A 15,801-nucleotide genomic window follows, 5' to 3' on the forward strand; every position below is an offset into this window, starting at 1 on the left:
GCTCCATGACTGCCACTGCCCCTCCTCGGAGCGCTCCCGAGGCCGGCCCCTCCGACGGCAAGCCCGTCGGAAGGGGCCGGCTCCGGCCGCGTATTCCCGCTCGGCTGCGCCGTGTCGGCGTGCCGTACCTCATGCTCTTCCCCGCACTGATCCTGGAACTGCTGATCCACCTGGTGCCGATGGTCGTCGGCATCGTGATCAGCTTCAAAGGGCTCACCCAGTTCTTCATCCGCGACTGGGGCAGCGCGCCCTGGACCGGTCTCGACAACTACCGCATGGCGGTCAAGTTCAACCAGCCCGTCGGCGAGGCGCTGCTGCACTCGTTCTGGGTGACCGTCATGTTCACCGTCCTGTCGGTCGGCCTGTCCTGGCTGATCGGCACCGCGGCGGCGATCCTCATGCAGGACGCCTTCCGCGGCCGGGCGATCATGCGCGCGATCTTCCTGGTGCCGTACGCGCTCCCGGTCTACGCGGCCGTCATCACCTGGGCGTTCATGTTCCAGCAGGACACCGGCCTGGTGAACCACGTACTGCACGACCAGTTGCACCTCACCTCCAACAAGCCGTTCTGGCTGATCGGTGACAACAGCTTCTGGGCGCTGGTCATCGTGTCGGTGTGGAAGTCCTGGCCGTTCGCGTTCCTGTGCCTGATGGCCGGTCTGCAGAACATCCCGCGCGAGCTGTACGAGGCCGCGGCGATGGACGGCGCGGGCATCTGGCAGCAGATCCGCAAGATCACCCTGCCGTCGCTGCGGCCGGTGAACCAGGTACTGGTCCTGGTGCTCTTCCTGTGGACGTTCAACGACTTCAACACGCCGTTCGTGCTCTTCGGCAACTCCGCACCGCACGCGGCCGACCTGATCTCCATCCACATCTACCAGTCGTCGTTCATCACCTGGAACTTCGGCTCGGGCTCGGCGATGTCCGTGCTCCTGCTGCTCTTCCTGCTCGTGGTGACCGCGTTCTACCTGCTGTTCACACGGAAGCGGGAAGTCGATGCCTAGGATCCCCGTGCAGCCGTCGCCGATGGCCTCCCCGAAGTCCTTCCTGTGGACCCGCCGGGTCGTTCTGACCCTGCTGCTGCTCTTCGTGCTCACTCCCGTGTACGTGATGCTCAGTTCGTCGCTGAAGCGGTTGCAGGACGTGCAGGGCACGTTCCACTGGATACCGAACGGCCTCACCCTGCGGCCGTACGTCGACATCTGGAAGACCGTGCCGCTCGGGCACTACTTCATGAACTCGCTGATCGTGTCGGTGAGCGCCACCCTCTTCTCGGTGGTCATCGCGATCTTCGCGGCGTACGGCGTGAGCCGCTACCGCTTCCCCGGCCGCCGGTTCTTCACCGTCACGGTGCTCTCGACGCAGATGTTCCCCGGCATCCTGTTCCTGCTGCCGCTGTTCCTGATCTTCGTCAACATCGGGAACAGCACGGGCATCCAGCTCTACGGCAGCAGGCTCGGCCTGATCATCACGTATCTGACCTTCTCCCTCCCCTTCTCCATCTGGATGCTGGTCGGGTACTTCGACTCCATCCCGCGCGACCTCGACGAGGCCGCGAAGGTGGACGGCTGCGGCCCGCTCGGCGCGCTGTTCCGGGTCGTCGTGCCGGCCGCCATCCCCGGCATCGTCGCCGTGTGCGTCTACGCGTTCATGACGGCGTGGGGCGAAGTGCTCTTCGCGTCCGTCATGACCAATGACTCGACCAGGACGCTCGCCGTGGGTCTGCGCGGATACGCCAGCCAGAACGACGTGTACTGGAACCAGGTCATGGCCGCGTCGCTCGTGGTGAGTGTGCCGGTGGTCGCCGGATTCCTCCTCCTCCAGCGTTACCTCGTCGCCGGGCTCACCGCCGGCGCCGTCAAGTGACCCCACCGAAAGGCTGCTTGTGAACGACCTCAGCTCTCTTCCCGCCGATTTCGTCTGGGGCGCGGCCACCGCCGCCTACCAGATCGAGGGCGGGGTGGACGAGGACGGCCGGGCCCCGTCCATCTGGGACACCTTCTCCCGAACCCCCGGCAAGGTCGCGGGCGGCGACACCGGCGACGTCGCCTGTGACCACTACCACCGCTGGCCCGAGGACCTGGAGTTGATGCGCGCTCTGGACCTCGACTCCTACCGCTTCTCGATCGCGTGGCCGCGGGTGATCCCGCAGGGTTCCGGCGCCGTCAACGCCGCCGGACTCGCCTTCTACGATCGGCTGGTCGACGCCCTGCTCGAAGCGGGCATCACGCCCAACGCCACGCTGTACCACTGGGACCTGCCGCAGGCGCAGCAGGACAGGGGCGGCTGGCCCGAGCGGGAGACCGCCGAGCGGTACGGCGAGTACGCGGCCGTCGTCGGGCAGGCGCTCGGCGACCGTGTCAAGGACTGGGCGACGCTCAACGAGCCGCTGTGCTCGGCGTGGATCGGCCACCTGGAGGGCACCATGGCCCCCGGCTGGACGGACCTGACGGCGGCGGTCCGCGCCTCGTACCACCTGCACGTCGGCCACGGCCTGGCCGTGCAGGCGCTGCGCGCGGCCCACTCCGATCTGCGGATCGGCATCGTGAACAACCTCAGCCCGTGCGAGCCCGCCACCGACCGCGACGCCGACGTGGCCGCCGCCCGGCGCGCGGACGGACACACCAACCGCTGGTGGCTGGACCCGATCCACGGCCGCGGCTACCCGCAGGACATGGTGGAGCTGTACGGCGTGGACCTGCCGATCAAGGACGGCGACCTGGAGTCGATCGCCGCTCCGCTGGACTGGCTGGGTCTGAACTACTACTTCCGCAATGTCATCACGGACGACCCGACGGGCCCCGCGCCGTACGCCAAGTCGGTGTACCTGCCGGGCGTCCGGCGGACCGCGATGGACTGGGAGGTCAACGCCGACGGCCTGGAGCAGCTTCTGGTCCGGCTCTCCGAGGAGTACGGCGCGAGCCGGATCTTCGTGACGGAGAACGGTTCCGCCTACCACGACACCGTCGGTCCCGACGGACAGGTCGACGACCCGGAGCGGGCCACCTACCTGGAGGAGCACCTGGCCGCCTGCGCCAGGGCGATCCGCCGCGGGGTGCCGCTGGCCGGTTACTACGCCTGGTCGCTGCTGGACAACTTCGAGTGGGCGTACGGCTACGACAAGCGCTTCGGTCTGGTGCACGTCGACTACCCCACGCAGAAGCGCACGATCAAGGGCAGTGGTCGCCGCTACGCGGACATCATCGCCGCCCACCGGCGCCGGGTGCGGCGCGCGGCCTGAGATCGCGGTCGCGGATGAGGGGTGCCGTCCCGGGGATGCGGCACCCCTTCCGCGCGCCCGCCCCTGACGGGCCTCAACTCCCGTCGGCCGGCCGTTCGATGAGCCGGCCGACGGGCTCGCCGGTCACCGCGCCGTGGTCGGCGATCCGCTCGCCGCGCAGCCAGGTACCGCGTACGACACCGTGCAGGGTCCTGCCCGCGTAGGCGGTGATCGGGTTGCGGTGGAGCAGGCGGGCCGGGTCGACGGTGAAGGTCTCCTCGGGGGCGAGGACCGCGAAGTCGGCGTCGTAGCCCACAGCGATGGCGCCCTTGGCGGTGAGTCCGGCGAGCCGGGCGGGTCCCGCGGACATCCAGCGGGCGACGTCGGCGACGGTGTGGCCGCGGCGCCGGGCCTCGGTCCAGATCGCGGGCAGGCCGAGTTGCAGCGAGGAGATGCCGCCCCAGGCGGCGGCGAAGTCGCCGGTGTCCTTGCGCTTGAGGTCGACGGTGGACGGCGAGTGGTCGGAGACCACGCAGTCGATGGTGCCGTCGGCCAGCGCCCGCCAGAGCGCGTCCTGGTTGGCGGCCTCGCGGATCGGCGGGCAGCACTTGAACTCCGTTGCCCCGTCCGGGACTTCCTCCGCGGTCAGGGTGAGGAAGTGCGGGCAGGTCTCCACGGTGACGCGGACGCCCTCGCGCTTGGCCGCGGCGATCAGCGGCAGCGCCCCGGAGGAGGACAGGTGCAGCACATGGACGCGGGCGCCGAGCCGCTTGGCCAGCGCGATCAGACCGGCGATGGCGGTGTCCTCGGCGGCGCGCGGCCGGGAGGCGAGGAAGTCGGCGTAGTGCGGGCCGCCGCGCCGCGGGGCGCCGTCGATCAGCCCCGGGTCCTCGGCGTGCACGATGAGCAGGGCGTCGAACCGGGTCAACTCGGTGAGGGCTTCCTCCAGTTCGGCCGGGGCGAGCTGCGGGAACTCGTCGACGCCGGAGTGCAGCAGGAAGCACTTGAAGCCGAAGACGCCCGCGTCGTGCAGGGGTTGGAGGTCCTTGACGTTGCCGGGGACGGCGCCGCCCCAGAAGCCGACGTCGGTGTGCACCCGGCCGCGCGCGGTGTCCTGCTTGACCGTCAGATGCGCGGTGGTGGTGGTCGGCGGGACGCTGTTGAGCGGCATGTCGATCAGCGTCGTGATGCCGCCCGCCGCAGCCGCCGCGGTGGCCGTCGCGAAGCCTTCCCACTCCGTGCGGCCGGGGTCGTTGATGTGCACGTGGGTGTCGACCAGGCCGGGCAGCAGGACGTCGTCGCCGAGGTCGACCACGCGTGCCCCGGCCGGGTCGGGGGCCTCGTACGGCCGCACCGCGCTGATCACTCCGCCGCTGACGGCGACCACCGCGGGCCGTTCGCCCTCCGGCGTCACGACGCGCCGCGAGCGCAGGATCAGTTCCTCCGCGTCCTTCACGTACCCTCCCACCACACCTTCAACAATTCGTTGAAACGCAATGTGCAGGAAGATCCCGCACACCGTCAAGGGCGTGTAAGCTTCCGCAGAGCGGAAACCGCATTTCGCAACACCGTCGGCACGGCTGGTGACCTGGCCGCCGACGCCTTCGCGCACTGCGCACCGCCATGATTGCCGACGAACGCCGACCTTGCCGAGGGGATCGCACGTGTCTGCTGACCGCGCCGGGGGCGTCCAGTCCCTCGAACGGGCCTTTGACCTGCTGGAGCGCATGGCGGACGCGGGCGGCGAGGTGGGGCTCAGCGAGCTGTCCTCCAGCAGCGGGCTCCCGCTGCCGACCATCCACCGCCTGATGCGCACCCTCGTGAGCTGCGGATACGTCCGCCAGCAGCCGAACCGCCGCTACGCACTCGGCCCCCGCCTGATCCGCCTCGGCGAGACCGCCTCCCGCCTGCTCGGCACCTGGGCCCGCCCCTACCTCGCCGAACTGGTCGAGGCCACCGGCGAGACCGCCAACATGGCCCTGCTCGACGGCGACGAGGTCGTCTACGTGGCCCAGGTCCCCTCCCGCCACTCCATGCGCATGTTCACCGAGGTCGGCCGCCGCGTCCTCCCCCACTCCACCGGCGTCGGCAAGGCCCTGCTCGCCGACGTTCCCCCGGAGGAGGTACGCGCCCTGCTCGCCCGGACCGGCATGCCCGCCGCCACCGACCGCACCATCACCGACCCGGACGACTTCCTCACCGAACTCGGCCGCATCCGCGCGATGGGCTACGCCGTGGACGACAACGAACAAGAGGTCGGCGTCCGCTGCCTCGCCGTCACCGTCCCCAACTCCCCCACCGCCGCCGCCATCTCCATCTCCGGCCCGGCCGGCCGCGTCACCGAATCCGCCACCGACAAGATCATCCCCGTCCTCCATGACGTGGCCCAGGCCCTGTCGCTCGCCCTGGCCACCACCACGGCGCCGTCGCCGTCCTCCTGAGGCGCACCGCCTCCGCCTGTCCATGGGTCGGTGCCGGTCCGGGGCACCTCCTCGAAATGCGGCTGCCGGGCCCTGGCGTATTCGGCGCCCTTCTTGTCACCGCTTTTCTGCGGGGGCACCCCGCACCGTCCCCTCGGGCCAGTCGGCGGCTCGCTACTCGTCTCCCCCTCAGCCACAGCAGACCGGTCGACGCACTTCTGCGGGGCACCCCGCACCGTCCTCTCCGGCCCATCGGCAACTGACGGTCCGCCGGTTGGATCACAACGGACCGGCGGCCGACGACGGTCGGGAGGGGACGGGCCGGGGTGCCCCCGCAGGGGGACGAACGGGCAACGCCAGAAGCAGGCGCAGGTGCCCGCAGGTTCGTCGCCCGAGGAGGTGCCCCGGACCGGGACCGACCCACGAACAGGCGGCACCCGCACAGGACGGCACCCGCGACGTCAGCACGTCGGCGTCGCGCGCTCCACCGTTTCGTGCAGCTCCGCGAGCGGTTCGGTCAGGGCGCTGACCGAACCGAGAGCGGCGGCGACGAGTAAAAGAGAGTGCCGAACGGCCTCGGCGTCGCGTATCGCGGCCGGCGCCGGCTGCGCGGCGAGCCGCGCCAGGACGGCCAGCTCGTCCTCCGCGACGGCGCGGTCCGGCAACGCCGGGCGATACGCCGCGAGTTCCCGTTGAACGCGAGCCACCGCCGCCCGTAATTCCGCCGCCCCCGGCGCACCGACCACCTGTGTCTCCCCCACCGCGTACTTCTGCCTCACACCCACTCCGCCCCCGGTTCTCCGACGTGGCCTCCGGGGCCGATCAGTTAACGCGAAGCGGAGCCGGTCGCGCTATACGGTCTTCAAAAAATGCGCCAAACTCACTGTGCCGAGCGCTTGTGGGTTTGGAATGCCGTCCTGGTTGGCCTCGGCGCTGCGCCCCTCGGTCCGCCACACGGTGACGTCCAGACTGGCACTGGGTGCCGGAGCGCCCTCCGGCGTCAGCGTGCGGAAGACGACCAGTGCGACCGTGCCGTCGGCGGACTGTACGCAGACGCGCGAGCCCGCGCTCACCGAGTCCCGTGGGATGGAAGGGCTTGCGGCGGCGCCGCGGCAGCCCGCGAGGGTGTCGGGCGCGGCCGGGTCCAGCAGGGCGACGGTGCCGTGGGCGGGGTCGGTACCGAACGCCTCGGGCTCCGGGGTGAAGCCGATGTCCCCGGTGAAGGGGCCGGGGAGCACCACGGGCGGGTCCTGGGTCAGCGAAAGGCCCGAGCCCGCCGGGAGCCGTATGCCCGCGTAACGGATGCCGCTCGGCTGCTCGGGGGCGCCGGTCGCGTCCCCGCCACCGGCGCCGGAGTCCGGCGGCGAGGTGGTGGGCGCCGCGGCGGGCGCGGTGGACGCGCCGCTCGCGCGGTGGTCGTCGTCGGAGCGGTCGAGGAGGACGGCCCCGACGGCGGCCACGACCGCCAGGGCGGCGACCGCCGCCAGGACGGTGCCGCCCCGGCGCCGGGCGGGCGGGCGCGGGAGGTGCGGCAAGTGCGGCAGGTGGGGGCGGTACGGTACGTGCCCGGCGGTCGGCCGCGCCCACCCGTAGTGCAGCGATCCCGGATGCCCGGTCGGCGGCGCCACCGGTATCGGCGGCGCGGGCGGCGGCATCGCCGGAACGATCGCCGCCAGCAGCGCCGGCGGCAGCCACCGGTCCGCCCGCCGCCGCGACGCGTCGGGCGCCGCCTGCGCGCACATCGCGATGATCTGCGCGGGTGACGGCCGCAGCGCGGGGTCCTTGATCAGGCACCGCGTCACGATCTCCCGCAGCTCCCCCGGCAGCTCGTTGAGATCCGCCTCCCCGCCCCCGACGGCCGCCCCTCCGACGGCCGCGTACGCGGCGATCAGCCCCAGCGAGAACACGTCGGCCGCGGGCCCCCCGGCCTTCCCCGCCACCTGCTCGGGCGCCAAGAACGCCGCCGCGGCGGGCGGCTCGTCGGCGACGGATTCCCCCATGAGCGAGACGGGCACCGGCCCCTCGGCGGGCGAGCCCTCCGCGGCAACGGATCCGGCGGCTGACGTATCGGATGCGGCCACACCCGTCAGGGCGAAGTCCTTGACGCGGGGGCCGTCGGCGGCGAGGAGGACGTGGGCGGGGGTGAGGGCGGCGTGGGTGAGGCCGCGGTGGTGGATGGTGCGCAGCGCTTCGGCGATTCCGGCGACGAGCCGCAGGACGCTGGGGACCGGGAGCGGCCCTGTGGTGGTGACGGCGGTGCGCAGCGAGAGGCCGGGGACGTAGGCGGTGGCGAGCCAGGGGCCCGCGCCGGGGTCGTCGGTGCCGCCGTCGACGAAGGGGACGACGTAGGGCCCGTGGACCTGCCGCAGGGCGTGCACGTCGGGCGGGAGCCGGTCGATCAGGCGGAGCGCGACCGGTATGCCGCCCGGCGCGTGCGCGAGGTAGACGCGCCCGCCGAGCCGCGCGCTGATCCGGTAGCCCGGGACGCCGGTCGGATCCTCGGCCGTCAGCGGCTGGAAGTGCTGAGCGCCCATCAGTCCCCGTTCCCTCGGCCGGTCACCGCCCCTTCCGGCCCTCACGCCGACGATACCGGAACACGCCATGCCGACCGCGGCCTGTTCGGCCCTGGTCCCGTCACGGTATGCAGGAGTTATGCACACAAAGGGCGAGGTAGCCGGACTGCTGCTGGCGGCCGGTGGCGGGCGGCGGCTGGGCGGGCGGCCGAAGGCGCTGCTGCCGTACGAGGGGCGGCCGTTGGTGGAGCACGCGGTACGGGTGCTGCGCGCGGGCGGCTGCGGCCCGGTGCACGTGGTGCTGGGCGCGGCGGCCGACGAGGTGGCGGAGCGCGCCGACCTCTCCGGCTGCGTGGTGGTGCGCAATCCGCGCTGGGAGGAGGGCATGGGCTCCTCGCTGCGGGCCGGGCTCGCCTCGCTCGCGGCGTCGGCCGACGCCCCGGCCGCGACGCTGATCACCCTGGTGGACCAGCCCGGCGTGGGCGCGGCTGCCGTCGCCCGCGTGCTGGCGGCGGCCGGTGGAGGCGAGGCCCTGGTGTCGGCCCTGGCCTCCGCGGTGTACGACGGCAGGCGCGGCCACCCGGTGCTGATCGGCGGCGCCCGCTGGGCCGGGGTCGCGGGCAGCGCCACCGGGGACCGCGGGGCGCGTACGTATCTGCGTGAGCACGCCGACCACACCGTGCTCGTGGAGTGCGGTGACATCGGCGACCCGGCCGATATCGACACCCCCGCCGACCTGGGGCTTCTCCGGCCCGCCCCGGACCGGGCGGACCCTGCGGCTGCACCCCGTGCCACAAAGCGTTGAACTTCCGCACTGTGAAATCTATACTCCACCTTGCAGAACCGCCCGTACCTCGGACCGGCCCTGGCACCCGGTGCCAGTCCCGCACCCCGGCGGGCGCCAGGCACACTCGCACTCTGGAGCAGTGACAGCATGCCCGCATCAGCGCCGTCTCCGGCCGTCGTCTCCGAGGCCGCCGGACCCGTCCCCCGCGCGGAGGAGGTGCTGACCCCCGAGGCGCTGGTGTTCCTCGCCGAACTGCACCGCCGTTTCGCGCCCCGCCGCGCCGAGTTGCTGGCCCGCCGCCAGGAGCGGCGCGCCGGGATCGCCCGCACCGGCACCCTCGACTTCCTCCCGGAGACCGCGCACATCCGGGACGGCGACTGGCGGGTCGCCCCCGCGCCCGCCGCGCTCGACGACCGCCGGGTGGAGATCACCGGCCCCACCGACCGCAAGATGACCATCAACGCGCTGAACTCCGGCGCGCGGATCTGGCTCGCCGACTTCGAGGACGCCTCCGCCCCCACCTGGGAGAACGTCATCGGCGGCCAGGTCAACATGATCGACGCCTACGAGCGCAGGATCGACTTCACCTCCCCCGAGGGCAAGACGTACGCGCTCGGCGACCCGGCGGACCTGGCCACGGTCGTCATGCGCCCGCGCGGCTGGCACCTGCCGGAGCGCCACCTCACCGTGGACGGCGAGCAGATCCCCGGCGGCCTGGTCGACTTCGGCCTGTACTTCTTCCACAACGCCCAGCGGCTGATCGACCTCGGCAAGGGCCCGTACTTCTACCTGCCCAAGACCGAGTCGCACCTCGAAGCCCGGCTGTGGAACGACGTGTTCGTCTTCGCGCAGGACTACGTGGGCGTCCCGCAGGGCACCGTGCGCGCGACCGTGCTGATCGAGACGATCACCGCCGCGTACGAGATGGACGAGATCCTGTACGAACTGCGCGACCACGCCTCGGGGTTGAACGCGGGCCGCTGGGACTACCTCTTCTCCATCGTCAAGAACTTCCGTGACGGCGGCGCCCGTTTCGTGCTCCCGGACCGCAACGCGGTGACGATGACGGCCCCGTTCATGCGTGCGTACACCGAACTGCTGGTGCGCACCTGCCACAAGCGCGGCGCGCACGCGATCGGCGGGATGGCCGCCTTCATCCCGTCGCGGCGCGACGCGGAGGTCAACAAGGTCGCGTTCGAGAAGGTCAGGGCGGACAAGGACCGTGAGGCCGGGGACGGTTTCGACGGCTCGTGGGTCGCGCACCCCGACCTGGTGCCGATCGCCCGCGCCTCCTTCGACGCGGTCCTCGGCGACCGGCCGAACCAGAAGGACCGGCTGCGCGATGACGTGCACGTCACCGCCGCCGAGCTGATCGACATCGCCTCGCTGGACGCGAAGCCGACCTTCGACGGGCTGCGCAACGCGGTGCAGGTCGGCACCCGTTACATCGAGGCGTGGCTGCGCGGCCTCGGCGCGGTGGCGATCTTCAACCTGATGGAGGACGCCGCCACCGCCGAGATCTCCCGCTCGCAGATCTGGCAGTGGATCAACGCGGGGGTCGTCTTCGAGAACGGCGAGAAAGCGACCCACGACCTCGTGCTGCGGGTGGCCGCCGACGAACTCGCCGCGATCCGCGAGGAGATCGGCGACGAGGCGTTCGCGGCGGGCAAGTGGACCGAGGCCCATGAGCTGCTGCTGCGCACGGCGCTCGACGCGGAGTACGTCGACTTCCTGACGCTGCCCGCCTACGAGTTGCTGGCGGACTGAGCCCCGGCGCCCGGGAACGGCCGCCGCGCCGAAACGCGCTTGCACCCGGCGCCGGCGGCCGTTCATGCTGCTCCGCATGCTCATCCGTGATGTGACCGAGGCCGACTGGCCGCGGATCTGGCCGTTCCTGCGGCGGATCTGCGCGGACGGCGAGACCTTCAGCTATCCGACGGACATCCCGGAGGCGACGGCCAGGGACTACTGGCTGCTCGCGCCGCCCGCGCGGACGGTCGTGGCCGTCAGCGACGACGGCACGGTGCTCGGCACCGCCAAGATGAACGCCAACCAGGGCGGCAACGCCGCCCATGTCTCCAGCGCCAGCTTCATGGTCGACCCCGCGCACTCCGGCCGCGGTGTGGGTCGCGCGCTGTGCGAGGAGGCGCTGCGCTGGGCGGAGCGCGAGGGCTTCCGCGCCATGCAGTTCAACGCCGTGGTGGAGTCCAACACGTACGCGGTGAAGCTGTACGAGTCACTGGGCTTCCGGGTGATCGGTACGGTCCCCGAGGGGTTCCGGCATCCGCGTCTGGGCTATGTCGGCCTGCACGTCATGCACCGGGCGCTGTGATCCCCGGCTTCCTGGGCGGGGTGCGGGCGGCGAGCCAGGAGTCGTAGGTGATCCGGCCGTCGGCGTGATCGGGGGTCAGATTGCCGCCCGCGCGCAGCGCGCCCGCCAGGGCGCCGGGCAGCCGCAGCGGTACGACAAGCCTGCGGCGGCCCGCCGCGCGCAGGGTCGCGCGGGTCAGATCGGCGGCGCTGCGGATCTGCGGACCGCCCAAGTCCGGTGCGTGGCCCAGGGGTTCGCCTCCGGCCAGGTCCGCGAGCCGGTCCGCGACCTCGGTGACGTCGACCGGCTGGAAGCTCACTCCGGACAGCGTCAGGATCGCGGGCAGCCGCCGCTGCGCGACGGTGAGCCGGGCCACCAGGTCGTGGAACTGCGTGGTGCGCAGCACCGTCCACGGCAGCCCGCACTCCTCCACGACGGTCTCCGCGGCGAGTTTGGCGCGGTAGTAGCCGAGCGGGACGCGGTCGACGCCGACGATCGAGATGTACACCAGGTGCGGGTCGCCGCCCGCGCGCACCGCCGCTCCGGTCAGCCGCTCGGTGGCCTCGACGTCGCCGCGGCCGTTGGTGGTCGCGCAGTGCGCGATCGTGCCGACGCCGTCGAAGAGCGCGCCGTCGATGCCGACGCCGGTCCGCAGGTCGCCGACCGCCCACTCGCACGGCCGCGCGTCGTCGGCCCCGCGCGGGCCGCGGCTGAGCACGCGTACCGGGCGGCCGAGGGCGAGCAGCCGGTCGACCAGCGCGCGGCCGAGGGTGCCGGTGCCGCCGGTGACCAGGGTGACGGCCCCCGTGCCGGGCTCGGCGGCGGAGCCTTCGGCGGATACGGGCTCGGTCGGGCTCACGGGCGCTCACCTCTGGCTGTGGCGGGATCCTGCCTGCCGCGCCCCGCACCCGGCGGGGCGCGGACGTCCGGCTGAACGCATAGTAAACGGCGCGGAGCGGGAGGTCGTCGCGTACCCGCCGTGGCACCCGGCCCGGCGCGCGCGCCGGGGTGCGGGCTGTGGTTTCGGGGAGGCGCCGCCCCCGGGGCCGTGGGGCCGACCGTGGTCCCACGGTCCGGGGGCGGTGTCGCCGGACCCGTGTCAGGACAGGGCCCGGCTACCGGTCGGGGGCCGTCCCTCCCCGACCGGTCGCTTTCGCGGCGGTGGCCACGGTGTTACGCCAGGCCCGCGATCCGCGCGAGGCGCTGCGCCTCGGTCCTGGTCAGCCGCGCGACGGCGTCCTCGTCGGCGCGGGTGAGCCGGTTGTTCTCGACCACCGGCACGCCGTTGACCAGCGACAGGGTGACCGGGGCCGCGGCGCCGAAGACCAGCGCGGCGACGGGGTCGGCGATCGAGGCGTGCGCGATGCCGTCGAGCTTCCACAGCACGAGGTCGGCGAGCTTCCCGGCCTCCAGGGAGCCGATCTCGGCGGTACGGCCGAGCACGCGCGCGCCGCCGTACGTGCCCAGGCGCAGGGCCTGACGGGCGTTCAGCGCCTTCTCGCCGCCGCCGAGGCGGTTGATGAGCAGGGCATTGCGCAGTTCGGTGTGGAGTTCACCGGACTCGTTGGACGCGGTGCCGTCCACGCCGAGGCCGACCGGGACCCCGGCGGCGAGCATGTCGGGCACCCGGGCGATGCCCGCGGCGAGCCGGGCGTTGGACGACGGGCAGTGCGCGACGCCGGTCCCGGTGCGGGCGAAGGCGGCGATGTCGGAGTCGTTCATGTGGACGCAGTGCGCCATCCACACGTCGTCGCCGAGCCAGCCGGTGGACTCGAAGTAGTCGGTCGGGCCCATGCCGAACAGCTCGTGGCAGAACTTCTCCTCCTCCACCGTCTCGCTGCCGTGCGTGTGCAGCCGGACGCCCTTGCGGCGGGCCAGCACCGCGGCCTCGCGCAGCAGTTCGGTGGAGACCGAGAAGGGCGAGCAGGGCGCGGCGGCGATGTGCAGCATCGAGCCGAAGGAGGCGTCGTGGTGGGTGTCGATGGCCTCCTCGGTCGCGAGCAGCGCGCCCTCGGTGGTCTCCACGGCGAAGTCCGGCGGCAGTCCGCCGTCGCTCTTGCCGCGGTCCATCGAGCCGCGGGCGGCGGTGAAGCGCACGCCCAGTTCGGCGGCGGCCCGGATCTCGGCGCCGAGCAGGTCGCCCGCGCCGCGCGGGAAGACGTAGTGGTGGTCCATCGCGGTGGTGACGCCGCCGCGGGCCATCACGCCGAGCGACCCGGAGGCCGCCGCGTAGACCATCGGCTCGTCGATCCGCGCCCAGGTCGGGTACAGCTCGACCAGCCAGTTGAAGAGGTTGCTGTTCTGGGCGAGGCCGCGGGTGATCCACTGGTAGAAGTGGTGGTGGGTGTTGACCAGGCCGGGGGTGACCAGGTGTCCGGTGCCGTCGATCCGGCGGGTGACGTTCTCCAGGCCGGCCGGTGCGGGGCCCGCTCCGACGGACTCGATCAGATTGTCCGCGACGACGACGTGCCCGGTGGCGTACTCGGTGTCGTCGGCGTCGACGGTCGCGACGCCGCAGTTCTCGATGACGATGCGGTTGCTCATGGTGGTGCCTCTCAGTCCGTCACCGGGATGCGGGGCTCGGCGCCGTCACGCAGCACGGTGCCCTCGATGAGGCCGTACGGACGGTCGGCCGCGAGATAGACCTCGTTGTCGTTCTTGAGGCCGAACGGCTCCAGGTCGACCAGGAAGTGGTGCTTGTTGGGCAGCGAGAGCCGGACCTCGTCCACGTAGGAGCGGCTGGTGATGACCCGCGAGCCCATCGCGTAGAGGGTCTGCTGGAGCGAGAGCGAGTACGTCTCGGCGAACGCCTCCAGCAGGTCCGTGCGGACCTGCCCGTACGCCTTCTCCCACTGCGGGGCGCGCCGCTCGTCGCTGGTCCAGTTGAAACGCCAGCGAGCGGTGACCTCGGTGGCGAGGATGCGGTCGTACGCCTCTTTGAGGGTCGTGTACTCGTCCTTGACGAAGCCCCAGAACTCGGAGTTGGTGGAGTTCATGACCACCAGGTCCTTCAGGCCCGAGACGACCTGCCAGTTCTCGCCGTCGTAGCTGACCTCGGTGGTGCGGGTTTCCTGGCCCTTGCGGACGAAGGAGTGCTGGATCTCGTCGGCGCCGATGAAACGGGAGCCCGCCTCGGAGGCGGCGATCCGCTCCCAGGAGTACTCCTCTATCCGTATCCGCGCCCGCTTGATCGGCTCCTGGCTGGTGACGAAGTGCCGGGCGAGGTGGATGCCGAACTGCTCGGCGGACTCGATGCCGTGTTCCTTGGCGAAGGCGAACACCGTGTTCTTGGTGGTGTCGGTCGGCAGCACGTTGGCGTTGGAGCCGGACAGGTGCACGTCGTCCATGTCGCCGGAGAGCGCGACCGAGACGTTCAGGTCCTTGATGTGGTGCGTGCCGCCGTCGCGGGTGATCTTGACGACGCGGTTCTCTGCCTTGCCGTACTGGTTCTGGCCGAGAAAAACCGGGTGGGACGGGCGGGAAGTGGCGGTCATCGGTGCTAGCTCCCTCGGTATACGGAGTAGCCGAACGGATTGAGCAGCAGCGGTACGTGATAGTGCTCGCCCGGCCTGACGGCGAAGACGATCGCCACCTCCGGGAAGAAAGCTCCGCTGTCCCTTGCGCGGGGGGCGTCCTGCTGTGCGTTGGCTTGGCGGGTGAGGTACGGCTCCACGTCGAAGTGCAGCCGTACGTGGGTGGTGCCTTCCGGCAGGGCCGGGAGATCCTTGCAGCGGCCGTCGCCGTCGGTCTTCGACGACCCGTGCGGCGACCAGATCTCGCCGGACGAGGCGCGCACCGACAGATGGACGGGCACGCCCTCCGCCGGGCGGCCGACGCTCGTGTCCAGGATGTGCGTGGACACCGACGTGTCGGTCATGAGGGATCTCCTTCGGACGCGGCCTCGCGTGCGGCTCCGGGTCCGGCGGTGGCTCCGGTCCCGGTTCCGGGTCCGGGTCCGGTCCCGGGTCCGGCTCCGGCTCCGGCTCCGGCTCCGGCGAGGCGGGTGAGCCGGATGCGGTTGATCTTTCCCAGTTCGGCGCGGACGATCTCGCGTTCGGTGTCCGTGTCGTTGCCGATCCGCTCCTTGAGGGCGGCCAGCATCTGCTCACCGGTCCTGCCGGTGGCGCAGATCAGGAAGACATGGCCGTGCGCGTCCTGGTAGGCCAGGTTGAGCGCGAGCAGTTCCTCGCGCTCGGCCGCGCCGACCCCGCTCTGCTCCCGCGCCGAGGTGGCGTCGCCCGGGGTCGGGCGGCCGATCGGCGGGTGTCCGGCCATCGCCTGCGCGAGGTCGTCCGCGGTGAGCGCCGCCATGGCGGTGTCGCTCGCCGCGAGCAGGTCGTCGAGGCGGTCGTACGGCCGTCCGGCGGCCAGCGCGGCGGCCCACGCCGTACTGGCGCACACCTCGTGGAGCAGCGCGGACGCCGCTGACGAGGTGGCCTCATTGAGCCGGGACAGACCCGGCGATGCGCTGGAAGTCACAGTCGCAAGCTAAGAGCCGCCGCCGTACGACGTCAACAGTTTGTTGAAAACTTCCGGTAACAAAGCCGTCC

Annotated in this window: 14 protein-coding genes and 1 pseudogene; 7 read left to right on the forward strand and 8 right to left on the reverse strand. The window is 71.9% G+C overall.

Annotated elements, in window-relative coordinates; genetic code table 11:
* Positions 1-5 precede the first annotated feature (5 nt).
* The 3 genes from ACFZBB_RS09850 to ACFZBB_RS09860 are packed head-to-tail and all read left to right on the forward strand — an operon-like array spanning position 6 to position 3,241.
* A complete protein-coding gene (locus ACFZBB_RS09850) occupies positions 6-1,004 on the forward strand; it encodes an ABC transporter permease subunit (protein WP_391119665.1) in 999 nt (332 codons plus the stop codon).
* Complete coding sequence (locus ACFZBB_RS09855; protein ID WP_391119668.1) at positions 997-1,866, forward strand: ABC transporter permease subunit; 870 nt, start codon at positions 997-999, stop codon at positions 1,864-1,866. The genes ACFZBB_RS09850 and ACFZBB_RS09855 overlap by 8 nt, the downstream gene beginning before the upstream one ends.
* 19 nt (positions 1,867-1,885) lie before the next feature.
* Positions 1,886-3,241 carry a GH1 family beta-glucosidase gene (locus ACFZBB_RS09860; protein ID WP_391119670.1) on the forward strand — a complete coding sequence of 452 codons (1,356 nt, stop codon included), beginning with the start codon at positions 1,886-1,888 and terminating at the stop codon, positions 3,239-3,241.
* A gap of 73 nt (positions 3,242-3,314) precedes the next feature.
* On the opposite strand, the gene allB is transcribed toward ACFZBB_RS09860, so the two are convergent.
* Positions 3,315-4,676, reverse strand: a complete 1,362-nt coding sequence (allB, locus tag ACFZBB_RS09865) for an allantoinase AllB (protein ID WP_391119672.1) — start codon at positions 4,674-4,676, stop codon at positions 3,315-3,317.
* 208 nt (positions 4,677-4,884) lie between these two features.
* On the opposite strand from allB, the gene ACFZBB_RS09870 reads away from it, so the two are divergent.
* Positions 4,885-5,661: an IclR family transcriptional regulator C-terminal domain-containing protein gene (locus tag ACFZBB_RS09870; RefSeq protein WP_391119674.1), complete on the forward strand. Its 777-nt coding sequence runs from the start codon at positions 4,885-4,887 to the stop codon at positions 5,659-5,661.
* A gap of 440 nt (positions 5,662-6,101) precedes the next feature.
* On the opposite strand, the gene ACFZBB_RS09875 is transcribed toward ACFZBB_RS09870, so the two are convergent.
* Both ACFZBB_RS09875 and ACFZBB_RS09880 read right to left on the reverse strand, forming a co-directional pair.
* Positions 6,102-6,419, reverse strand: coding sequence for a DUF5955 family protein (locus ACFZBB_RS09875; protein WP_391119676.1), 318 nt, complete (start codon positions 6,417-6,419; stop codon positions 6,102-6,104).
* A 72-nt stretch (positions 6,420-6,491) separates the two neighbouring features.
* Entirely contained in the window at positions 6,492-8,174 is a 1,683-nt protein-coding gene (locus ACFZBB_RS09880) for a hypothetical protein (protein WP_391119678.1), read from the reverse strand.
* A gap of 118 nt (positions 8,175-8,292) precedes the next feature.
* On the opposite strand from ACFZBB_RS09880, the gene ACFZBB_RS09885 reads away from it, so the two are divergent.
* From ACFZBB_RS09885 to ACFZBB_RS09895, 3 genes are all read left to right on the forward strand, one after another.
* A complete protein-coding gene (locus tag ACFZBB_RS09885; RefSeq protein WP_391119680.1) occupies positions 8,293-8,958 on the forward strand; it encodes an NTP transferase domain-containing protein in 666 nt (221 codons plus the stop codon).
* A gap of 129 nt (positions 8,959-9,087) precedes the next feature.
* Positions 9,088-10,707 carry a malate synthase A gene (gene aceB, locus ACFZBB_RS09890; RefSeq protein ID WP_391119682.1) on the forward strand — a complete coding sequence of 540 codons (1,620 nt, stop codon included), beginning with the start codon at positions 9,088-9,090 and terminating at the stop codon, positions 10,705-10,707.
* Between the two features lie 76 nt (positions 10,708-10,783).
* Positions 10,784-11,272 (forward strand): GNAT family N-acetyltransferase, encoded by a 489-nt coding sequence (locus ACFZBB_RS09895; protein ID WP_391119684.1) that lies wholly within the window; start codon positions 10,784-10,786, stop codon positions 11,270-11,272.
* Here ACFZBB_RS09895 and ACFZBB_RS09900 read toward each other — a convergent pair.
* The 5 genes and pseudogenes from ACFZBB_RS09900 to uraD all read right to left on the reverse strand — a co-directional run.
* The gene (locus ACFZBB_RS09900) at positions 11,253-12,110 is read right to left on the reverse strand and encodes an NAD(P)H-binding protein (protein WP_391119686.1); all 858 of its coding nucleotides are present in this window, start codon (positions 12,108-12,110) and stop codon (positions 11,253-11,255) included. The two genes, ACFZBB_RS09895 and ACFZBB_RS09900, sit on opposite strands and share 20 nt — an antisense overlap.
* A gap of 314 nt (positions 12,111-12,424) precedes the next feature.
* The gene (locus ACFZBB_RS09905) at positions 12,425-13,795 is read right to left on the reverse strand and encodes an 8-oxoguanine deaminase (RefSeq protein WP_391119688.1); all 1,371 of its coding nucleotides are present in this window, start codon (positions 13,793-13,795) and stop codon (positions 12,425-12,427) included.
* Between the two features lie 11 nt (positions 13,796-13,806).
* The gene (gene pucL, locus ACFZBB_RS09910) at positions 13,807-14,745 is read right to left on the reverse strand and encodes a factor-independent urate hydroxylase (protein WP_391119690.1); all 939 of its coding nucleotides are present in this window, start codon (positions 14,743-14,745) and stop codon (positions 13,807-13,809) included.
* A gap of 5 nt (positions 14,746-14,750) precedes the next feature.
* Positions 14,751-15,128 carry a hydroxyisourate hydrolase gene (gene uraH / locus ACFZBB_RS09915; protein WP_391119692.1) on the reverse strand — a complete coding sequence of 126 codons (378 nt, stop codon included), beginning with the start codon at positions 15,126-15,128 and terminating at the stop codon, positions 14,751-14,753.
* A gap of 110 nt (positions 15,129-15,238) precedes the next feature.
* Positions 15,239-15,730 (reverse strand): annotated as a pseudogene (gene uraD, locus ACFZBB_RS09920) (2-oxo-4-hydroxy-4-carboxy-5-ureidoimidazoline decarboxylase); the annotation flags it as partial.
* Between the last annotated feature and the right edge of the window lie 71 nt (positions 15,731-15,801).

It is taken from the genome of Streptomyces sp. NPDC008139 (genome assembly GCF_042957025.1).
Taxonomy (GTDB): Bacteria; Actinomycetota; Actinomycetes; order Streptomycetales; family Streptomycetaceae; genus Actinacidiphila.